The organism is Pseudaeromonas sharmana (assembly GCF_042649925.1).
GTDB classification, from domain to species: Bacteria; Pseudomonadota; Gammaproteobacteria; order Enterobacterales; family Aeromonadaceae; genus Pseudaeromonas; species Pseudaeromonas sharmana.
The window spans coordinates 206,631-226,905 of record NZ_JBHSAF010000006.1 but is presented as its reverse complement, the minus strand read 5'-3'; the positions used below and the strand labels follow the sequence as shown (position 1 = coordinate 226,905).

The 20,275-nt window shown below is 58.6% G+C and carries 18 protein-coding genes; 8 read left to right on the top strand and 10 right to left on the bottom strand.

Annotation, left to right across the window (positions count from 1 at the left end; genetic code table 11):
• Positions 1–14: 14 nt before the first annotated feature.
• The 4 genes from ftsZ (at position 15) to mutT (ending at position 5,841) form a co-directional block, all read left to right on the top strand.
• Complete coding sequence (ftsZ, locus tag ACFOSS_RS07535) at positions 15–1,169, top strand: cell division protein FtsZ (RefSeq protein WP_377151587.1); 1,155 nt, start codon at positions 15–17, stop codon at positions 1,167–1,169.
• A gap of 106 nt (positions 1,170–1,275) precedes the next feature.
• On the top strand, positions 1,276–2,199 hold the full coding sequence (gene lpxC, locus ACFOSS_RS07530; RefSeq protein ID WP_377151586.1) for a UDP-3-O-acyl-N-acetylglucosamine deacetylase: 924 nt from the start codon (positions 1,276–1,278) through the stop codon (positions 2,197–2,199).
• Between the two features lie 413 nt (positions 2,200–2,612).
• Entirely contained in the window at positions 2,613–5,336 is a 2,724-nt protein-coding gene (secA, locus tag ACFOSS_RS07525) for a preprotein translocase subunit SecA (protein ID WP_377151585.1), read from the top strand.
• Between the two features lie 88 nt (positions 5,337–5,424).
• Positions 5,425–5,841 carry an 8-oxo-dGTP diphosphatase MutT gene (gene mutT / locus ACFOSS_RS07520; protein ID WP_377151584.1) on the top strand — a complete coding sequence of 139 codons (417 nt, stop codon included), beginning with the start codon at positions 5,425–5,427 and terminating at the stop codon, positions 5,839–5,841.
• Positions 5,842–5,863: 22 nt separating this feature from the next.
• Here the strand turns inward: mutT and yacG are convergent, their stop codons facing one another.
• From yacG to nadC, 8 genes are all read right to left on the bottom strand, one after another.
• Complete coding sequence (yacG, locus tag ACFOSS_RS07515) at positions 5,864–6,067, bottom strand: DNA gyrase inhibitor YacG (RefSeq protein WP_377151583.1); 204 nt, start codon at positions 6,065–6,067, stop codon at positions 5,864–5,866.
• Positions 6,068–6,088: 21 nt separating this feature from the next.
• Positions 6,089–6,814 carry a cell division protein ZapD gene (gene zapD / locus ACFOSS_RS07510; RefSeq protein WP_377151582.1) on the bottom strand — a complete coding sequence of 242 codons (726 nt, stop codon included), beginning with the start codon at positions 6,812–6,814 and terminating at the stop codon, positions 6,089–6,091.
• A gap of 62 nt (positions 6,815–6,876) precedes the next feature.
• Complete coding sequence (gene coaE / locus ACFOSS_RS07505) at positions 6,877–7,491, bottom strand: dephospho-CoA kinase (protein ID WP_377151581.1); 615 nt, start codon at positions 7,489–7,491, stop codon at positions 6,877–6,879.
• 13 nt (positions 7,492–7,504) lie between these two features.
• The gene (locus ACFOSS_RS07500; RefSeq protein WP_377151580.1) at positions 7,505–8,374 is read right to left on the bottom strand and encodes a prepilin peptidase; all 870 of its coding nucleotides are present in this window, start codon (positions 8,372–8,374) and stop codon (positions 7,505–7,507) included.
• A gap of 67 nt (positions 8,375–8,441) precedes the next feature.
• Positions 8,442–9,689: a type II secretion system F family protein gene (locus ACFOSS_RS07495; RefSeq protein ID WP_377151578.1), complete on the bottom strand. Its 1,248-nt coding sequence runs from the start codon at positions 9,687–9,689 to the stop codon at positions 8,442–8,444.
• A gap of 175 nt (positions 9,690–9,864) precedes the next feature.
• Positions 9,865–11,571, bottom strand: a complete 1,707-nt coding sequence (pilB, locus tag ACFOSS_RS07490) for a type IV-A pilus assembly ATPase PilB (RefSeq protein WP_377151577.1) — start codon at positions 11,569–11,571, stop codon at positions 9,865–9,867.
• A gap of 87 nt (positions 11,572–11,658) precedes the next feature.
• Entirely contained in the window at positions 11,659–12,081 is a 423-nt protein-coding gene (locus ACFOSS_RS07485) for a pilin (RefSeq protein WP_377151576.1), read from the bottom strand.
• A 393-nt stretch (positions 12,082–12,474) separates the two neighbouring features.
• Complete coding sequence (gene nadC / locus ACFOSS_RS07480) at positions 12,475–13,314, bottom strand: carboxylating nicotinate-nucleotide diphosphorylase (protein WP_377151574.1); 840 nt, start codon at positions 13,312–13,314, stop codon at positions 12,475–12,477.
• A 201-nt stretch (positions 13,315–13,515) separates the two neighbouring features.
• On the opposite strand from nadC, the gene ampD reads away from it, so the two are divergent.
• The 3 genes from ampD (at position 13,516) to ACFOSS_RS07465 (ending at position 16,783) form a co-directional block, all read left to right on the top strand.
• Entirely contained in the window at positions 13,516–14,121 is a 606-nt protein-coding gene (gene ampD / locus ACFOSS_RS07475; RefSeq protein ID WP_377151573.1) for a 1,6-anhydro-N-acetylmuramyl-L-alanine amidase AmpD, read from the top strand.
• Positions 14,122–14,206: 85 nt separating this feature from the next.
• The gene (parC, locus tag ACFOSS_RS07470; RefSeq protein WP_377151572.1) at positions 14,207–16,471 is read left to right on the top strand and encodes a DNA topoisomerase IV subunit A; all 2,265 of its coding nucleotides are present in this window, start codon (positions 14,207–14,209) and stop codon (positions 16,469–16,471) included.
• Between the two features lie 42 nt (positions 16,472–16,513).
• Positions 16,514–16,783, top strand: coding sequence for a hypothetical protein (locus tag ACFOSS_RS07465; RefSeq protein WP_377151571.1), 270 nt, complete (start codon positions 16,514–16,516; stop codon positions 16,781–16,783).
• A gap of 101 nt (positions 16,784–16,884) precedes the next feature.
• Here the strand turns inward: ACFOSS_RS07465 and ACFOSS_RS07460 are convergent, their stop codons facing one another.
• Positions 16,885–18,528 (bottom strand): EAL domain-containing protein, encoded by a 1,644-nt coding sequence (locus ACFOSS_RS07460; RefSeq protein WP_377151570.1) that lies wholly within the window; start codon positions 18,526–18,528, stop codon positions 16,885–16,887.
• 137 nt (positions 18,529–18,665) lie between these two features.
• Positions 18,666–19,379, bottom strand: a complete 714-nt coding sequence (locus ACFOSS_RS07455; RefSeq protein ID WP_377151569.1) for a hypothetical protein — start codon at positions 19,377–19,379, stop codon at positions 18,666–18,668.
• A 154-nt stretch (positions 19,380–19,533) separates the two neighbouring features.
• Here ACFOSS_RS07455 and ACFOSS_RS07450 point away from each other — a divergent pair, with 154 nt between their 5' ends.
• Complete coding sequence (locus tag ACFOSS_RS07450; protein WP_377151568.1) at positions 19,534–20,259, top strand: 1-acylglycerol-3-phosphate O-acyltransferase; 726 nt, start codon at positions 19,534–19,536, stop codon at positions 20,257–20,259.
• Positions 20,260–20,275: the final 16 nt, after the last annotated feature.

The following is a 20,275-nucleotide window of genomic DNA, read 5'->3' as shown; positions in this document are numbered from 1 at the left end:
GCGGAGAGAGAATCATGTTTACGTTTGAACCGGTTGGAAGCCAGGGTGATGATGCCGTCATCAAAGTGATTGGCGTCGGTGGTGGCGGTGGCAATGCCGTCGAGCATATGGTCCGTGAGAGCATCGAGGGTGTGCACTTTATTGCCATCAACACCGATGCGCAGGCGCTGCGTAATTCTGGTGCTGAAACGACGGTGCAAATCGGTGGCAATATCACCAAAGGCCTGGGCGCAGGTGCCAATCCAGAGATTGGCCGTGAAGCGGCACTGGAAAACCGTGATGATATCCGCCAGATGCTGGAAGGCTCTGACATGGTCTTTATCGCGGCCGGCATGGGTGGCGGTACCGGGACCGGTGCTGCCCCCGTCGTCGCTGAAGTCGCCAAGGAGTTGGGGATCCTGACCGTGGCCGTCGTCACCAAGCCGTTCAATTTCGAAGGCAAGAAGCGCATGAATTATGCGCTGCAGGGGATTGATGAGCTGTCAAAGCATGTTGATTCGCTGATTACGATCCCGAATGACAAACTGCTGCGCGTTCTGGGTAAGGGCGTCAGCCTGCTGGAAGCCTTCAAGGCCGCCAACGATGTGCTGTTGGGGGCGGTCCAGGGGATTGCAGAACTGATTACCCGTCCGGGCTTGATTAACGTCGACTTTGCCGACGTGCGCACCGTTATGCGTGAAATGGGAACCGCCATGATGGGGACCGGTTATGCACGTGGCGATGATCGCGCCGAAGAGGCGGCAGAAAAAGCCATTTCCAGCCCGTTACTGGAAGACGTCGATTTGGCCGGCGCGCGCGGTATCCTCGTGAATATCACGGCGGGTATGGACGTGACGATGGAAGAGTTTGAGACGGTTGGTAATGCCGTCAAGGCTTTCGCATCGGAAAACGCCACCGTGGTTGTCGGGGCCGTCATCGATCCCAACATGCAGGACGAACTGCGTGTCACCGTGGTGGCTACCGGTATCGGTCAGGAGCGCAAGCCCGAGATCACGCTGGTGAAAAATGCCCAGAAACCGGAGCGTCCTCTGCGTTCCATGTTGCAGGATGCACCGATGAGCCAGTTCGTCGAAGAGCGCCCGAAGGCGGTCAATGCCGAGCCGGTACAGAGCCGTGCCGAACCGGATTATCTGGATATTCCGGCGTTCCTGCGCAAACAAGCAGATTAAGCACAGCAGAAGACAGAAGTGTGACACGATTAGCATTTGCGCAACGCCTATGGTAGTATGCGTAACTGAGAGTTGGTCTGACCAGCTCGCTGATCAAGGTGAGGATATGATTAAACAACGCACTCTCAAGCAAAGCGTACAGGCGACAGGTGTCGGTCTGCACTCCGGACGCAAGGTTTCCGTAACCTTCCGACCGGCGCCAGCCAATACCGGTATCGTCTATGTGCGTACTGATTTGCAGCCGGCAGTCGAGATCCCTGCTCAGGCCGAGGCTGTGCGTGATACCGTCCTGTGTACCGCTCTGGTAAACGATGAGGGTGTCCGTATCTCTACTGTGGAGCACTTGTCCGCAGCATTGGCTGCGTTCGGTATCGATAATTTGTATGTCGAAGTGGACGCGCCAGAACTACCGGTCATGGATGGCAGTTCGCATCCGTTTATTTTCCTGCTGCAGTCTGCGGGCATTGAAGAATTGAATGCCCCCAAGCGTTTTATTCGTATCAAGAAGACGGTACGAGTCGAAGACGGTGACAAGTGGGCTGAGCTGAAGCCGTATAACAAAGGTTTCCGCATGAACCTGCGTATCGACTTCAAACACCCGGTGATGGATCCGGCCAAGCAGATGCTGAGCCTGAACTTCAGTGGCGCGGCTTTTGTGCGTGAACTGAGTCGTGCACGTACCTTCTGTTTCATGAAGGACGTCGAGTTCATGCACTCCAAGAACCTCGCGCTGGGTGGCAGTCTGGAAAATGCCGTTGTGATGGATGACTACCGTGTTCTGAACGACGAAGGTTTGCGTTATGACGATGAATTCGTCAAACACAAGATGCTGGATGCGGTGGGTGACCTGTATATGGGCAATCACACGATTCTCGGTGAGTTCAGCGCATATAAAACAGGGCATGCCGTTAACAACCAGTTGTTGCGCACCTTGCTGAACGATGCCGAAGCGTGGGAAATGGTTACCTTCGAAGATCAGAAGCAAGCTTCGCCGGTACCGTTCGCGGACGGACAACTGGCTTACGCCTGATATTTACCGTGGTCACCAAATAACCGTAAAGGCACCGGCTTCTCTCCCCGGTGCCTTTTTGTTTGCTTTTTTGATAAGGGTTTATGCTACCCTCGGCAAACTGCAGTAAATCAGCGACGGCTCGCAAGGCTTGGCTCGCTAGGCTTGAAATGAAGCCGCCAAGACACCATATCTTGGCAGAGTGTGATTTCTGTTTGTTTTCTTGTCTCTGGCATCGAGGTGGATGCGAGTCTGTCATGGTACTGGGGTAAGATAGGGCGCGGCTTGGCAGCTGATGGCTGCCATTACGTCGGGGCGGTATTCATTATCGATTAATGCCTTTTTCGCATGGCATTGGGTCCCGAAAACAAGAGTGTTTGATAACGTGGCGCTTCACCAGTGTGGAGCAAAAGACAACCAGAGAGTTGGTTACGATGATTACAAGTTTAATTACCAAAATCGTTGGCAGCAGCAACGAGCGCACGCTGAAGAAGCTCCGCAAGATCGTTAAACAGATTAATGCCATGGAGCCTCAATTCGAGGCCCTCTCCGATGCCGATCTGAAGGCCAAGACGGCCGAGTTTCGCCAACGTATCGAACAGGGTGAACTGCTGGAGCAGTTGCTGCCGGAGGCCTTCGCCACCGTGCGTGAAGCGTCCAAGCGCGTATTTGGTATGCGTCACTTTGATGTCCAGTTGATGGGCGGTATGGTGTTGAACAACAACCAGATCGCGGAAATGAAGACGGGTGAAGGCAAGACACTGACCGCAACCCTGCCGGCCTATTTGAATGGCCTGACCGGGCGTGGCGTACACATAGTGACGGTCAACGATTACCTGGCGCGTCGTGATGCCGAGTGGAATCGTCCGCTGTTTGAATTCCTGGGACTGACCGTCGGCTGCAATTTGCCTGGAATGAGTCACGAAGAGAAACGAGTCGCTTATGGTGCGGATATTACCTACGGTACCAATAACGAATTCGGCTTCGATTACCTGCGTGACAACATGGCTTATGCGGCCGAACAACGGGTGCAGCGTCCACTGTTTTATGCGCTGGTTGATGAAGTTGACTCAGTGTTGATTGACGAGGCGCGGACACCGCTGATTATCTCCGGCGCCGCTGAAGACAGCTCCGAACTCTATATCCAGATTAACAAGTTGATTCCGTTACTGCAGAAGCAGGACAAAGAGGACAGCGAAGAGTATCGGGGTGAAGGTCACTACACGGTGGATGAGAAAGCTCGTCAGGCGCTGCTCACCGAGAATGGCCAGATCTACGTTGAAGAGTTGCTGAAGCAGCATGGTCTGATGAGTGCTGAAGACTCCCTGTTCTCTGCCAGCAACATCACCCTGCTGCATCATGTGAATGCCGGTTTGCGCGCGCATACGCTGTTTGAAAAGAACGTCGATTACATCGTTAAAGATGGCGAAGTGGTTATCGTCGACGAGCATACTGGCCGGACTATGCCCGGACGTCGTTGGTCCGAGGGGCTGCATCAGGCGATGGAGGCCAAAGAGGGCGTTCGCATTCAGAATGAAAACCAGACGCTGGCTTCCATCACGTTCCAGAACTATTTCCGTCTGTATGAGAAGCTGGCCGGGATGACCGGTACTGCGGATACCGAAGCCTATGAGTTCCAGCAAATTTACGGTTTGAACACCGTTGTGCTGCCGACGAATCGTCCGATGATCCGCAATGACATGGGGGATCTGGTCTATCTGACATCGGAAGAGAAGTATGCGGCGATTGTTGAGGACATCAAGAATCGTGTGGCGGAGGGGCGTCCTGTGCTGGTGGGGACCATCTCTATCGAAAACTCGGAGCTGATCTCCAATGTACTGCACAAGCAGGGGATCAAGCACCAGGTTCTGAACGCCAAATTCCATGCCATGGAAGCAGACATTGTCGCCGAGGCCGGGCGCCCGGGGGCTGTGACCATCGCGACCAACATGGCTGGTCGGGGTACCGATATCGTGTTGGGCGGGAACTGGCAGGCCGAGCAGGCCAAGCTGACGGATCCGACGCAAGAGCAACTCGATGCGGTGAAAGCAGAGTGGCAGCGTCGTCATGATGATGTCATCGCCGCTGGCGGTTTGCACATCATAGGTACCGAACGTCACGAGTCACGCCGGATCGATAACCAGCTGCGTGGCCGGTCCGGTCGTCAGGGGGATCCGGGCTCATCCCGATTCTATCTGTCGATGGAAGATACCCTGATGCGTATCTTTGCCTCCGATCGTGTCACGGGCATGATGAAGAAGCTGGGCATGGAGTACGGTGAGGCCATCGAGCACCCTTGGGTTACCAAGGCGATCGAGAATGCCCAGCGGAAGGTGGAAGCGCGTAACTTCGATATTCGTAAAAACCTGCTGGAGTTTGATGATGTTGCCAACGACCAGCGTAAGGTGGTGTACGAGCAACGCAATGAACTGCTGGAAGCCTCCGACATCAGCGAGACGATCGAAGCGATCCGCGCCGATGTGATTAATAGCGTGATCAGCCAGTACATTACGCCGAACTCTCTGGATGAGACCTGGGATGTTGCCGGTCTCGAAGCACGCCTGCACGCTGACTTCAGTCTGGATTTGCCACTGGCGCAGTGGTTGGCGGAAGACGACAAGCTGTACGAAGAGCTGTTGCGCGACCGGATTGTGGCCGAGGCCGCCCGAATCTATAACGCCAAGAAAGAGCAAGTGGGGGATGAGGTCATTCATCAGTTCGAGAAATCGATCATGCTGCAATGCCTCGACAACTTGTGGAAGGAACACTTGGCGGCGATGGACCACCTGCGTCAGGGCATTCACCTGCGTGGTTACGCGCAGAAGAACCCCAAGCAGGAGTACAAGCGCGAATCCTTCGAGCTGTTTACCCAGATGCTGGAGTCGTTGAAGCTGGAGGTGGTCACCATCCTGTCCCGCGTTCAGGTGCAGGAGCGTGATGTGGATGCCATTGAGGAGCAGCGTCGTCGCGCTGAGGCCGCACCGCGCAATTATACCCATGCGGAGGCGGAGGGGCTGGCTGAAGAAGGTGATGCGGCGCAAGCTGAACAGGCTAGCAGTCAGACGCCGTATGTGCGTGGTGACAAGGTGGGGCGCAATGATCCTTGCCCTTGCGGCTCTGGCAAGAAATATAAGCATTGTCACGGCCAGATCAGCTAATACGCTGGCAGCATGATGAAGGGCGGCGTGAGGCCGCCCTTTCTTTTGGCATGGCGGTAGAATGGCGATTGAACAGAAGAGTAGGCAGATGAGTCGAGTGCATGTGGCTGTCGGTGTCATTGAAAATGGCGCCGGCGCGGTATTGATCAGTCGCCGTGGTGCCAGTCAACACCAGGCAGGGAAATGGGAATTTCCAGGTGGCAAGGTTGAGGCCGGGGAGTCGCTGCCAGAGGCTCTGGCGCGGGAGCTCTATGAGGAACTGGGGATCCGGGTGCTGTCATGCCGTGCCCTGATGGTGGTGGATCATGACTATGTGGACAAACAGGTCCGGCTGGATGTCTGGCGCGTGACGAGCTTTAGTGGTGAGCCAACCGGGCGCGAGGGGCAGGCCGTGTCTTGGGTTGCTATACCCGCACTGGCGGGCTATGTGTTTCCAGAGGCCAATACCCCGATCGTAGAAGCCGTGATGGCGCTGCGGTCGACTGACGGCACGGACAAGGTGTAAGCCAGCCACATGGGCTGGCTGCTCAAGGTGCCGTCGGCCCCCCGTTGCCTTCGGACCAGATATCACTGTCCGGCTCACCGGACTCACCGGCGATCCGCTTTTCTTCGTTTGCCCATTCGCCAAAGTCGATCAACTGGCAACGTTTACTGCAAAACGGGCGATAGGGGCTCTGCTCGCCCCAGACCACGGGCTGACCACAGGTCGGGCACTTGACTTCGGTGACCATGCGTTTTTCTCCTGGCGGCAATCAGCAGCAGGCCAACTGGAAGGCGATATCGTTGGTCTCGATGTCACCCAGCGGCAGGAAGCGGATAGCAAAACGTGTCTTGTGACCGCTCAATGTCGGATAGTGGCCACAGGCAGGGTCGACTTGCAGACGTACCAGCTCGGCACCGTCGGCATTGTCCTGATAGAAGCCATTACGGGCCAGTTCAGCCTGAAAATGACCACTTTCGCGCCATAACTGTAACAGTTGATCGGTGGCACGCATCAGCAGATCCAGCTCCTTGAGCCAGTTTTCTGCATCGCTGACGCGTGTGGTCAATGGTTGTCCCAGCCAGTGATGCAGGATGGGCACATCGAATGGGCACAGCCCACCCGGGATGGCAAAGCGCTGGCGGATGCTGCAGAGGAACTTGTCCTCCTTGAAGCGGGTGCCGGCGCGAACCGAGCGCGGTAGTTCGTAAATCAGACTGGCCAGCAGATCCAGCAACTGTTGCAGCTTCTCGGTATCCACCGAGGGCATTTGGCGCAAGGACTCCAACTTCTGGCGCTGCTTTTCCAGATCTTTCATCAAGTCGGTGCGAATGTCGCAGCGCTCGGAGAGTTCAATGAAATCAAACAAGGCTTTAAAAAAGCTGATGGCTTGCCCGCTGCGCTCCTGAGCGGCATTTTGCCGCAGCAACTGGAACAGGGCATCGAAGCGCAGGTAAGTCCGGCTCTTCTCGTTGAGTGGGAATTCGTAAGTCAGCATGGCTCTGGGCTATCGGGCTCGGTGGCCGGAAACAATAAGATGATGGGCGAGTGTACTGTCATTCACGGCAAGTGTTGAGAGGCAAACGCCAAATAATTGATATGTAACTGACTAACGTGGGCTCGCAACTGCTCCAGCGAGCGCTGCTCGTTGTCGATGACATCATGGCTGAGCGCCAGACGGGTGTCGCGCGGCACTTGTGCCGCGATGATCGCTTCCACCAGCGTGCGGTCATTGCCATCACGTTGACAGGTGCGCGCGATCTGGGTTTCGACGCTGACGTCGACGGTCAGCACGCGATTGACCAGCGTCTCGAGCTTATTTTCAAACAGCAGCGGGGCCATCAGGATGACATAGGCGGCGGTATTTTGCTGACAGGCGTGCAGGATGGCGCTGCGGATCTGCGGATGCAGCAAGGCTTCCAGCCAGCGCCGCTGTTGCGGATCGGCGAAAATCTGCTGCCGCATCTGCGCACGGTCCAAGCTGCCATCGGCCAGTAACATAGTGTCGCCAAACCGGGCGTGAATGGCGGCCAGGGCGGCTGAACCCGGGGCCACCAGCTCCCGGGCGAGCAGATCGGCATCGATCACCGGCACCCCGAGTTCGCTGAACAGGTTGGCAACCGTGCTCTTGCCACTGCCGATGCCTCCGGTGAGACCGACGATAAAATTACTCATGGCGGTTTCGTACTCAAAGCAAGGTCGATAGGTACCAGTGGTTGATCTGTTCACCCCAGAGCAAGGCGATCCAGCCGGCGGTGGCCAGATAGGGGCCAAACGGAATTGGATTCCCCTGCTGGTGCCGGCGTAGCAGCAGCAGGCCAATGCCGACCACGGCACCCACACAGGATGCCAGAATCAGTATCAGCGGCAAGGCCTGCCAGCCGAGCCAGGCGCCCAATGCGGCCAGCAGTTTAAAGTCGCCATAGCCCATGCCCTCCTTGCCGGTCAGCAGCTTGAAGCCCCAGTACAGACTCCATAGCACCAGATAGCCTGCGGCAGCACCGAAGACGGCATCCGGCAGGGCAACAAACAGCGATTGGCTATTCAGCAGCAACCCCAGCCACAGCAACGGCAGCGTCAACTGGTCGGGGAGCAGCATCTTGTCCAGATCGATGCAGGTCAGCGCCAGCAGCACCCAGCCGAGGAGGATGGCGCTCCATTGTTGCAGACCTGCCGGCAGTTGCAGGGCGATGACCAGCGTCATGATGCCGCTGACCAGCTCCACCAGCGGGTAGCGGGGTGAAATGGCTGCCTGGCATTGGCTGCAGCGCCCGCGCAGGCATAGCCAACTGATGAGCGGTATGTTCTCCCATGCCCGAATCTGATGGCCACAATGCGGGCATGCCGAGCGCGGTAGCACCAGGTTGTAAGGCGCGCTCGATGGCGGAGCCGCCTGCTCCGGATGGAAATAACTGTGGAATTCTTGCTGCCAGCTGCGTTCCAGCATGATCGGCAGACGGTGGATCACGACATTCAAAAAGCTGCCGACCAGCAGCCCCAGCAGGGTGACCAACGTCAGATAGAGCCAGGGAAACTGCTCGCTAAGCGCTAACAACATCTTTGCTGTCCTTTCTCGATAAATAATAAAGGCCCGTCAGGGACGGGCCTGAACCGCTAGCCATGGGTTAGCGTACGACGCTACCCAGCTTGAAGATCGGCAGATACATGGCCACCACCAGGCCGCCGACCAGAACGCCGAGAATCACCATGATCAGTGGCTCGATCAGGCTGGAGAGGCCATCGACGGCATCGTCGACCTGCTGCGAATAGATACCGGCGATCTTGGACAGCATGTCGTCTATGCTACCGGACTCTTCACCGATCATCACCATCTGGGTCACCATGTCCGGAAACACTTCGACGGTGCGCATCGCGATGTGCATCTGCATGCCGGCCATGACTTCGTTGCGTACCGCCATCACCGCATCGCGGTACAGCGCATTGCCCGAGGCGCCGGCGGCCGAGATCAGGGCTTCTACCAGCGGAATACCCGCGGCGAAGGTGGTGGCGAGCGTACTGGCAAAACGCGCCAGACAGGCTTTATGCAGTATCATGCCGACGATAGGCAACTTGAGGATTGCCTTGTCGACCTCGTCGCGCACCTTCTGCGAGTTGCGGTGAGCGCGCACAAATAAAAAGACGAAGCCCACAATCCCCAAAAAGAAGAAATACCAGGAGTGCTGCAAGAAGCGTGACAAACCAATCACCATCTGGGTGAACGCCGGCAGCTCGGCGCCGAAGCTCTTGAAGATGTCCTCGAACTGCGGCACGACAAACAGCAGCAGTATGGTGGTGACGATCACCGCGACGGCCATGACCGCCGCCGGATACATCAGGGCCTTCTTGATCTTCGACTTCAGCGCCTCGGCCTTCTCCTTGTAGACGGCAATCCGGTCGTAGATCTGCTCCAGGGCACCGGATTGCTCACCGGCGGCTACCAGATCAACATACAGATCGTCAAAGTAGCGCGGGTGTTTCTTCAGGGCCTGCGACAGCGGGGTGCCGCTTTCGACTTCGGCACAGATATTCGCCAGCAGTTCGCGCATCGTGGTTTTTTCATGGCTGCTGGAGAGCAGACGCAAGGTCTGCACCAGCGGCACACCGGCTGCCAGCATGGTAGCAATCTGCCGCGACACCATGGCGATGTCCATGGCCTTGATGGCGCCAGAGTATTTGGAGAAGATCGACTGGCTCTTGCGGCGGATCTTGCTGACGTTGACGCCCTGCTTGCGCAGTTCGTTCTTCACCAGATTGATGTTCTCGCCCTGCATTTCGCCAGATACCTTCTGGCCCTTGCGGTTGACCCCCTCCCACACGAAGGGGTAGAACTTCTTGGCTTCGATCTTGTCGCGGGTGCCTGTGTTGACTGCCATCCTGCTTCCTTCTCTGCTGTATCAGGTCCATCCGCGCCACGCATCATGCGCAGCGCCTTCTCCTACACTCATCCGTTGCACGCCCGGTATCGGCGCTCTCATCCTGTGCCGGCAGAGGCTCACGATCGGGCCGCGTGTGCCCGAGGTGACATGCCTAGGTTGCGGCGGCAAGCGGTTAACCGCTGGTGACGCGGTTGACCTCGGCGAGGCTGGTGATGCCCAGCCGTGCCTTTTCGAGGCCGGTCTGGCGCAGGGTCCGCATGCCCTCTTTTTGTGCCAGGCTTGCGATCTGCAGCGAGTTACCGCCTTCCATGATCAGGTTGGCGATGGCCTCGGACATCTTCAGCATCTCGTAGATACCGACCCGCCCCTTGTAGCCCCCCGAGCACTCCGGGCAGCCGACCGGTTTATACAGCTGCAAACCGGCATCGATCTGCTGCTGGCTATAGCCCAATGCCAGCAGCTCATGCGCCGGGATCTGCTCCGGGGCCTTGCATTTATCACATAACCGCCGTGCCAGGCGCTGCGCCATGATCAGCGTGACGGACGAGGCGATGTTAAACGCCGGCACGCCCATGTTCATCAGACGGGTCAGGGTCTCGGCGGCGGAGTTGGTGTGCAGCGTCGACAGCACCAGGTGACCGGTTTGCGCGGCCTTGATGGCGATCTCGGCGGTCTCCAGATCGCGGATTTCCCCGACCATGACCACGTCCGGATCCTGACGCAAAAAGGCGCGCAACGCGCTGGCAAACGACAAACCGGCCTTGGGGTTGACCTGGACCTGATTGATGCCGGGCAAGTTGATTTCTACCGGGTCTTCGGCGGTGGAGATGTTGCGCTCCGAGGTGTTGAGAATGTTCAGCCCGGTGTACAGCGAGACGGTTTTCCCGGAGCCGGTGGGGCCGGTGACCAGAATCATGCCCTGGGGCTTGGCCAGGGCATTCAGGTAGGTGGTTTTCTGTTCGCTGTCGTAGCCGAGCTGCTCGATGTTCAGGCGCGCCGCCGAGGAGTCGAGGATCCGCAGCACGATTTTCTCGCCCCACATGGTCGGCAGGGTGTTGACGCGCATGTCCATCGCCTTGGTGGCCGAGACTTTCAGCTTGATACGGCCATCCTGTGGCAGCCGGCGTTCGGCGATGTCCAGCCGGGACATGACCTTGAGGCGAGCGGCGAAGCGGCTGCCGAGGTTAACCGGCGGTGAGGCGATCTCGTGCAGTATGCCGTCGATACGGAAGCGGATGCGGTATTTGGTCTCGTACGGCTCGAAGTGCAAGTCCGAGGCGCCGCGCTTGATGGCATCCAGCAGCACCTTGTTGATGTACTTGACGATCGGCGCATCGTCATCGGCGTCATTGCTTGGCGCCTTGTCCTCGTGGAGGTCGTCATCGCCGACCTCGAGGCCGTCGATGTCGTTGTCGTGCAGGCTGTCGACCCCCAGCGCTTCGGCGACCCCCTCGGTCAGCTTGACGATGGCCTTTTGCAGTTTCAGCTCGTCGACCAGCAGTGCCTCGGTGTGCAGGCCGAAGCTGAAGCCGAAGTCCTCCAGCGCCGCGACATTGGTCGGGTCCGACATGGCCACGTACAGGGTGTGGCCCTGGGTGTAGATCGGCAGCGCATGGTGCTTGTCGATCAGCTTGCTGTTGAGGTATTTCTGCGGGATCTCGCTCAGGTCGAAGGCATCGAGATCCAGCAGAGGTACCCCATACTCCTGCTCGCAAAATTCGGCCAGGGCGGCACTGCCGAGAATCTTGTTATCCACCAGGAAGGTGATCAGCGGTTTGTGCTGCTGTTTGGCCTCGGCGCTATAACGTCGGGTATCCTCATCGCTCAGCAAGGAGGAGGCGACGAGGCTCATGGCCAGGCCACTTGCGGTTGCCGTCATGCAATTGCCCTTTTAAGCATCGAAGTGATAAACAATGCCACCAGAAGGTGGCATTGCTGTATTTAAATGGCCATCAAACGTTGTTGATTAGCACAGTTCAGCAGCACGGCATGAGCCGGTATCGTTTGTCCAGGTGACCTGACCACCAGCTTCGACAGTAGGAACCAGAATAAAGGTTTCACCGTCAAGACCTTCAACGTTATTTGCTGTTGCTGTGATGGTTCCATCAGCCACAGCAATGGTGGCGACATATTTTGTGGCGTAAGCATCGGCTGCTTTGATGTTCCAGCCGGCTCCACTTTCTTCACTGGTGCACCCAGTCTTGGTGCCCAGATCATAAATGCACAGTTCAACCTGTTGCTTGACGCCGTTGGTTGCGGTGACAACTTCGGTGAACTTGGAGCGTGCGGTGTATTTGTTGTACGCCGGCAGCGCGATCGCAGCCAGGATGGCGACGATGGCAACAACGATCATCAATTCAATCAGGGTAAAACCGGTTTGCTTTTTCATAATCAGGTTTCCTTACGTTTATCGTTCCTGAGGAAGGGGTGGCGTGCCACCACAGCGCCGATAATAGCTCCATTTGCGCTCCTGGGTACATCCCTGACCACGCTGTTTGCGGGACTGATTATGTGAAACTGTGAGGCACCACTAAAAGTAAAGGCCATTTTTTACGACTTTGCCGCCGTCAAGTGACACATTTACCATGAAAAGCCTCTCATGCGCGCCACAGCCTGGCAAGCGCAGAGTAAAAGGCTTTGTAAATTAAGTCTTTACACGATAAATGCTGCAAAGGGCTGGCGGTGGTGCGTGGCCGCCGCGGCCGCAGATTATGCTGCTGGCGAGAGGGGCTGTGACCCGACCCCCGACGCGGCGGTGGCGTGACGGGGGCGGGCAGGTGGGTTACAGGAAACGCATCGACAGGTCGAGCGCATGCACATGTTTGGTCAGGGCGCCGACCGAGATAAAGTCGACGCCGGTCTCGGCATAGCGGCGAATGGTCGCCAGGCTGACATTGCCGGAGACCTCCAGCTTGGCTTGCCCCTGATTGATGGCCACCGCCTGTTCCATCATCGGCACTTCGAAGTTATCGAGCATGATGATGTCGGCCTGGGCGGCCAGCGCCTGCTGCAGTTCATCCAGGTTCTCGACCTCGACTTCAACCCGCTTGCCCGGGGCCAGCTCGCGCGCCCGGGTCACCGCAGCGGCGATACCGCCACAGGCCAGAATGTGGTTTTCCTTGATCAGATAGGCGTCGAACAATCCCATGCGGTGGTTGCTGCCACCGCCACAGGTGACGGCATACTTCAGCGCGGTACGCAAACCGGGCACCGTCTTGCGGGTATCCAGCAGCCGGCAACGGGTGCCGGCAATCTCTTGCACATAACGGGCGACCAGTGACGCGACGCCGGAGAGGCTCTGGACAAAATTCAGTGCGGTGCGCTCACCGGTTAGCAGCTTCTGGGCCGGCCCCTGCAGCCGAAACAGCTCCTGGTTCGGCTGGACGGCATCGCCATCCTGTACTTGCCAGAGGACGTTGACGTCATTGCCTAACTGGCGAAACACCTCATCGACCCAGGCGCGGCCACAGAACACGCCGGCTTCGCGGGTGATGACGAAGGCCGTGGCCTGTTTGGCGGCGGGGATCAGTTGGGCCGTGATGTCGGCATGCGGGTCCAGGGTGCCACCGAGATCTTCTTCCAGGGCGGCCGTGACGGCGCGTTGAATATCGTGTTCTAACATGTAAGGTCCTGTATTGGCAGGGCTAATGCTCGCGAGTCTTGTGCGAGCTAGCCGTTATATGCAAGCCTGTCTGTGTCGATAAGGATAACATGAAGGGGGCCTGTCGGCAGCTGGCTCCTGCGCAGCGCGTGGCTCGCACCGCGCTAGGCGTGCGTCAGCTTGCGATGGGGGGTGTAGGCAATGAACGATAGTGAGGCAAACGTGAGTCATAACGGGCATATCGATGCGGGCTGGCTGGCACTCTGCCGGCGCCAGCCCTCGCCGCACTGCAATCCGCGGCCGGATGGGGAGATCTCGTTGCTGGTGGTGCACGGTATCAGTTTGCCGCCGGGGGAGTTTGGCGGCCCCTGGATCGATGATCTGTTCATGGGCCGCCTCGACCCGATGGCGCACCCCTACTTTGCGTCGATCGCCGGCCTGCAGGTGTCTGCGCACTGTCTGATTCGGCGCGATGGCGAAGTGGTGCAGTATGTCCCCTTCACCCTGCGCGCCTGGCATGCCGGGGTGTCGAGTTTTCAGGGGCGTAGCGCCTGCAATGATTTCTCTATCGGCATCGAGCTGGAGGGGACCGATGAGGGCGGCTATACCGAGGCGCAGTATCAGCAACTGGCACACCTGGCCCGGTTATTGATGCGTGTCTACCCGGCGATTACCCCGCAACGCATCGTCGGGCACTGCGATATTGCACCCGGGCGCAAAACGGATCCCGGGCCCGCGTTTGACTGGACGGGCTGGCGCGCCCGCCTGCAACTGACGGCAGAGAATGCCACCGACGGGCCAAATGACGCGGCATCGCCGGATCCTTGAGGTCTCTTGCTTTTTTGTCGCCGACAGTCATGTCATCATTACCCGTTGATTGCTGTCATCCTGTTGAATTGGAACCCACAGTCCCATGAGTGATGCCGAACTGAGCCTGGAAGGGATTGAACGCTTGCCGTTGCGCACGTTCACCGAACAGGCCTACCTGAACTACTCCATGTACGTGATCATGGACCGCGCGCTGCCACATATCAGCGATGGTCTCAAACCGGTGCAACGGCGCATCATCTATGCGATGAGCGAGTTGGGCCTCTCGGCGCTGGCCAAACACAAGAAATCGGCGCGCACCGTCGGTGACGTGCTGGGTAAGTACCACCCCCATGGCGACTCGGCCTGCTACGAGGCCATGGTGCTGATGGCGCAGCCGTTTTCCTATCGCTATCCGCTGGTGGATGGCCAGGGTAACTGGGGGGCGCCGGACGATCCCAAGTCCTTTGCCGCCATGCGTTATACCGAGGCGCGCCTGTCGCGCTTCTCCGAGGTGCTGCTCTCGGAACTGGAGCAGGGCACAGTGGAGTGGGTACCCAACTTTGACGGTACCCTGAAAGAGCCGGCGTTCTTGCCGGCGCGCTTGCCACATATCCTGCTCAATGGCGTTACCGGCATTGCGGTCGGTATGGCCACCGACATTCCACCGCACAACGCACGCGAAGTGGCCCATGCCTGTGTCATGTTGCTGGAGCAGCCGGATGCCGATGTGGCCACCCTGATGCAGCATATTCAGGGGCCGGACTACCCGACCGCCGCCGAAATCATCACGCCGCGTGCCGAACTGCGCAAGGTCTATGAGACCGGGCGTGGCTCGATTCGCATGCGGGCCGTCTACCGGATCGAGGATGGCGATATCGTCATCACGGCATTGCCGCATCAGGCCTCGGGAGCCCGGATCCTCGAGCAGATCGCCGCCCAGATGCAGGCCAAGAAGCTGCCGATGGTCAGTGATCTGCGCGATGAAGCCGATCATGAGAATCCGACGCGCATCGTGATTGTGCCGCGCTCAAACCGGGTCGATGTCGAGCAGCTGATGCAGCACCTGTTTGCCAGTACCGATCTGGAGAAGAGCTACCGCGTCAACCTGAACATCCTCGGGCTGGATAACCGGCCCCAGGTCAAGGATCTGCGCACCCTGCTCGGCGAGTGGCTGAGCTTCCGCCGCGAGACGGTGCGCCGGCGCTTGCAGTTCCGCCTCGACAAGGTGGAGCGTCGCCTGCACCTGTTGGAAGGGTTGTTGATCGCCTTCCTCAATCTGGATGAGGTGATCCACCTCATCCGTACCGAGGATGAACCCAAGCCGGTACTGATGGCGCGTTTCGGCCTGTCGGATGAGCAGGCGGACTACATTCTGGATACCCGGCTGCGGCAACTGGCGCGGCTGGAAGAGATGAAGATCCGTGCCGAACAGGATGAGCTGGCCGCCGAACGCGAGCAGTTGCAGGCGTTGCTGGGGTCCGAACGCCGCCTCAATACCTTGCTGAAGAAGGAGCTGCTGGCCGATGCCGAAAAATACGGTGATGCCCGTCGTTCACCGCTGGTGGAGCGCGAAGAGGCCAAGGCTCTGACCGAGAAAGAGCTGACGCCGAGCGAGCCCGTCACTGTGGTGCTGTCGGAGATGGGTTGGGTGCGGGCGGCCAAGGGCCACGACATCGATGTCGCCGGCCTCTCCTACAAGGCTGGCGATCAGTATCTGGCGGCGGCCACCGGACGCAGTAACCAGCAGGTGGTGTTCATGACCAATCAGGGCCGCACCTACTCGCTGGAGGCGCATACCCTGCCTTCGGCGCGCTCCCAGGGGGAACCGCTGACCGGACGTTGCAGCCTGAATCCTGGTGAACAGGCGCGCCATCTGTTGTTGGGTAACGACGAAGAGAAGTTCCTGATCTGCTCCGACGCCGGTTATGGCTTTATTTGTAGCTATGCCGATCTGGTCAGCAAGAACAAGAGCGGCAAGGCGCTGTTGACCTTGCCAGAGGGCGCAGAGGTCATGGCGCCGCAGCCGATCGCCACGCTGGCCGAGAGTCTGTGTCTGGTGATCAGCAATGAGGGGCGCATGCTGTTGTTCCCGTTAGCGGATTTACCGGAGCTGGCCAAAGGCAAGGGCAACAAGTTGATTGGCATACCGGGCAGCCGGGTGGCCAGCCGGGAAGAGTTTGTGACGCAGGTGGCGGTCATCGGGCCACAACAGCCAGTGACCTTGCATGCCGGCAAGCGCAAGCTGACCCTCAAACCCGCGGATCTGGAACTGTATCGCGGTGAACGCGGCCGGCGTGGTGCCAAGTTGCCGCGTGGGCTGCAGCGGGTAGACAGGATCGAGCTGGAGCCGTTGCCGGCCGAGGCGTAAGTCTGTGCGGGGGCAGGGGCCCCCGACACTGAGGAGAGAACGATGAATCAGGATGAGCCGATTTTTGATGGCGACTTGCTGCTGGAGATGGTCGAAAACCAGCTCAGTGATAATTACCCGCCCTGCGTCAAGGCGACGCTGATGCGCCTGGCGATGACCGGGCATGCTCAGGATGAGGCGCGGCATCTGATTGCCTGTGCGCTCGGGGCGGAAATCATGATGATGCAGGAGACCGGGCAGCCGTTTAGCGAAGAGCGCTACGCTGAGTACCTGGCGCAGTTACCCGCCATGCCTTGGGATGAGGAAGCCTAGTCTGGGCCGGTCGAGGTGGCGACAATGGCCGGTTGTCGGCTGCAGATAGGCGGCGCCGGCGCAATTCACCCTACCCGCCGTGGTCCAGCAACCAGACGGCATCAGGAGTACAAGGTGACCAGTTGAGGATCGTCCGCGGTCTGTTCTGTGGTCGTCACGTCAGGTGACGAGTGGCGGCCATGGAATTGCTGGAAGTCGGCCGCTCCCACCGGTCGGGAGAAATACCAGCCCTGCAGGCTGTGAATTGACCTTGTTGCCAGAAAGGCCACGTCGGTGATCTGTTCTACCCCTTCCACCAGCACCGGTGCCCCATAACCGTTCGCGACGGTGAGGACGGCGTCGAATACCCGATCCCCGCCCTGTTTGTCGACGGCGGTGCGCACCAGGCTGCGGTCGATCTTGATCAGTTCAAAGCCGAACTCATACAGGCGCGCCAGATTGTTGTAGCCGGTGCCGAAGTCATCGATCGCCAGCTTGAAACCATACTGGTTGGCGAGTTGTAACGCCTTGCGGGTTGATTCATCCGACTTGTCCAGCAGGTCGCGCTCGGTGATTTCCAGCGTGATCTGGTCGGGCGCTATGCCATGCCGTTGCAGGGTCTGCACGGCGCGGCGCAGGAACAGCTTTGACTCGAAATGCGCCGAGCTGACGTTCAATGACAGATAACACTCCGGATGTGCGCGCAACCAGCCGCCCATTTCCACGGCCAGCTGCTCGATCAGCCACTGGGTCATCGGCACTATCATGCCGGTGCGCTCGGCAATCGGAATGAACAAGTCAGGCATGATGATGCCCTGACGAGGGTGACGCCAGCGGATCAGGGCTTCGGCACCGATGCACTCTCCGGTTTCATGATTCATCGTCGGCAAGTACTGGATAAAAAACTCATGTCGGCGAATGGCTCGCGCCAGTTCATGGCTGACGGCATGGCTGAGATGGCAGCGCCCCTGTTTTACCCGGCGCCAAAGCAGGTAAGGGACGGCCCCCAATAGCAACAGCACGCCGGCGGTGAGCGGCAGCGCCCAGAGCCAGCTACGCCAGAACAACATGGCGTCGAGATAGATCTGCAGTTGCAGGGGGCCAATCTGTTGCTGGTCGACATAAGGCCCCTCTGGAAAAGCCCGCCGCAGCAGGGGGGTATCGAACATCAGCAGGGACTCGCCGTATCCGGCTTCAGCCAGCGGCTGGCCATCGTGTGACAGCGAAAGACGGGCGCGATAGGGGAGGTCGGTACCCTGTAACGGCGTGAAGAGCGCTTCCGGCACCAGCAGCAGGTTGACGCCGACCCCTTCTGCCAGACCGAGCCCCATGATCAACGAATAATTCTTCAGATCGCTGAAGGCCGAGCCATACAGCGGCGCAAACTGGCGCGAGCCGGCATGATATTCGCTGGCGCTGGTGGCGACCGGAATGGCTGGATGGTGGCGCCCCCAGGATGAGCAGACGATGCTGTTTTGTCGCAGAACGGCGGCTTCTCGGATCTCCTCGTAGTCATAAGCCAGGCTGCGCATCAAAGAGAGGGTCTCGGTCGAACAATGACCTTGGGATTTGTCTGCCAGCAGTTGCAACAGGGATTCTGATTCATCCAGCGTCGTTTGGATGTGCTCCCCGAGGCGCTGATGTAACGCACCCAGCTGCAATTTGACCCAGCCATCGGCCAGCATGGCGCTGGTACCCAGCCAGAGCAGGCAGGGGAGCAATAGCCACAGGGTGCGCATCAGCCAGCGGTTGACAAGGAACGACATAGGCCCGGTCCGGTTGCATTACATCAGAGGCCCATCTTACGCATCGACAGGATGACGCCCACTGCGCTGGTGCTTTTTTGGGCGCCACCTCCCCCTCATTGCATCAAGAATGCGCTTTCAATCGAAAAAACCAGTGCTCACAGTGCCCCGCCGTAGGGTAGTACCACTTTTTGCACCTGTAGCTGGGATTGCCAGCGCGAGACACTACGAGCCGAGTACTCTTTTTCGGTGCGTACGCCGTTGATGTTGAAGCGCCGCAGATCTTCCGGCGGCATTACAAAGGCGCCGTGTGCGTTATAGGGGGGTAGTTTCCCAATCCAGCAGACGCGGCTGTCCACACCGAGGCGTTTGAAGAAGATCTCCTCCAGCGATACCTGTTTGCGCAAAGCATTCAGTTCATCCACCGGTAATGGTGCGGGTTGGGGTTGGTTCGCCGCGGGATTCAGCTGTTGTTGTAACTGGTATTGCAGATTGCCCTGCCATGCCACTATGGCGCCGGGTTGTATCAGCTTGTTACGCGCCGCGGGAAACAGATAGTTGGCGCAATTCTCCAGACACAGACGGGTCACTTCCAGATTCAGCTTGTGCTGGTGGATCCAGTACCCCAGCGCCATCGCCGCTTCGGCATCTCCGCCGCGGCTATCCACTTCCAGCACCCGGAGGGCATGCTTGCCGGCCAGGGATTGCAAGCGGTGTACCCCATACCAGTCGATGGGGCCATGGTAGATGGCGCGTGCGGCCGCGATGTCAACGCGTTGCTCGGCGGGGGGATCGGCAGGCAGGCTGCTGCAGCCGGCAGCAGATAACGACAGGCTCAGGCACAGTAAACGGTAGCGGCGGGAGAGGGTCATATGGGCGGCTCTTGGTGTCAGCGAAATAATGGGAGTCTATCGACACGGATGACGAATCACCAGTGTGAAACCTGCGTTACGGGAGCTGGCGCGGCATGGTTGCCTGAGGCTCTGGGGACGGTGCTATACTGCCGGCTCTTAACAAGGGGGTTGTATGCTCAAACTGATTCGCCTGTTGGTTCTCGGGCTGATGATGGTGCTCTGGTTTTTGCTCGGTCTGGCCATTTGTCTGTTACGTCCGCGGCATAGGACGAATGTCTATTGGTTATCCAATCGCTTGTTGCGCTTCGCGTTGCCCGTGATCGGCCTGAAAGTGCATCTGAAGATTCCGCCCGGAATCGACAAGCTGGGGCCTGCTGTTTACGTGGCCAATCACCAGACGAATTGGGACATAGTGGTGTTGACCTGTGCGGTCCAGCCCGGCGTGGTGGCGGTGGGTAAAAAGAGCCTGGTCTGGTTACCGTTGTTCGGTATTCTGTTTTACCTGTCAGGCAACATCCTGATCGATCGCAGCAATCGCGCTCGTGCGATTGATACCATTCGTCAGGTAGTGGATAAGATCCGTGAACGCCGGTTGTCGATCTGGATGTTCCCGGAGGGTACTCGCTCCCGTGGTCGTGGTTTGTTGCCGTTCAAGACTGGTGCCTTCCATACGGCAATGCAGGCTGGGGTTCCGATTGTGCCGATCGTGGCATCCAGCTACGCCACTCAGGTGGATCTCAATCGCTGGGATAATGGCGAAGTCTGGATTGAGATGCTGGCGCCGGTGGATAGCCAGCAGTGGGCGCGGGATCAGGTGCGAGAATGCTCTGAGGTGATTCGCGAGCAGATGGTCAGCAAACTGGCCGAGCTGGATCAGCAGGCGCGCCGGCCGACCTAGTCGGCCCGAGTTGGCA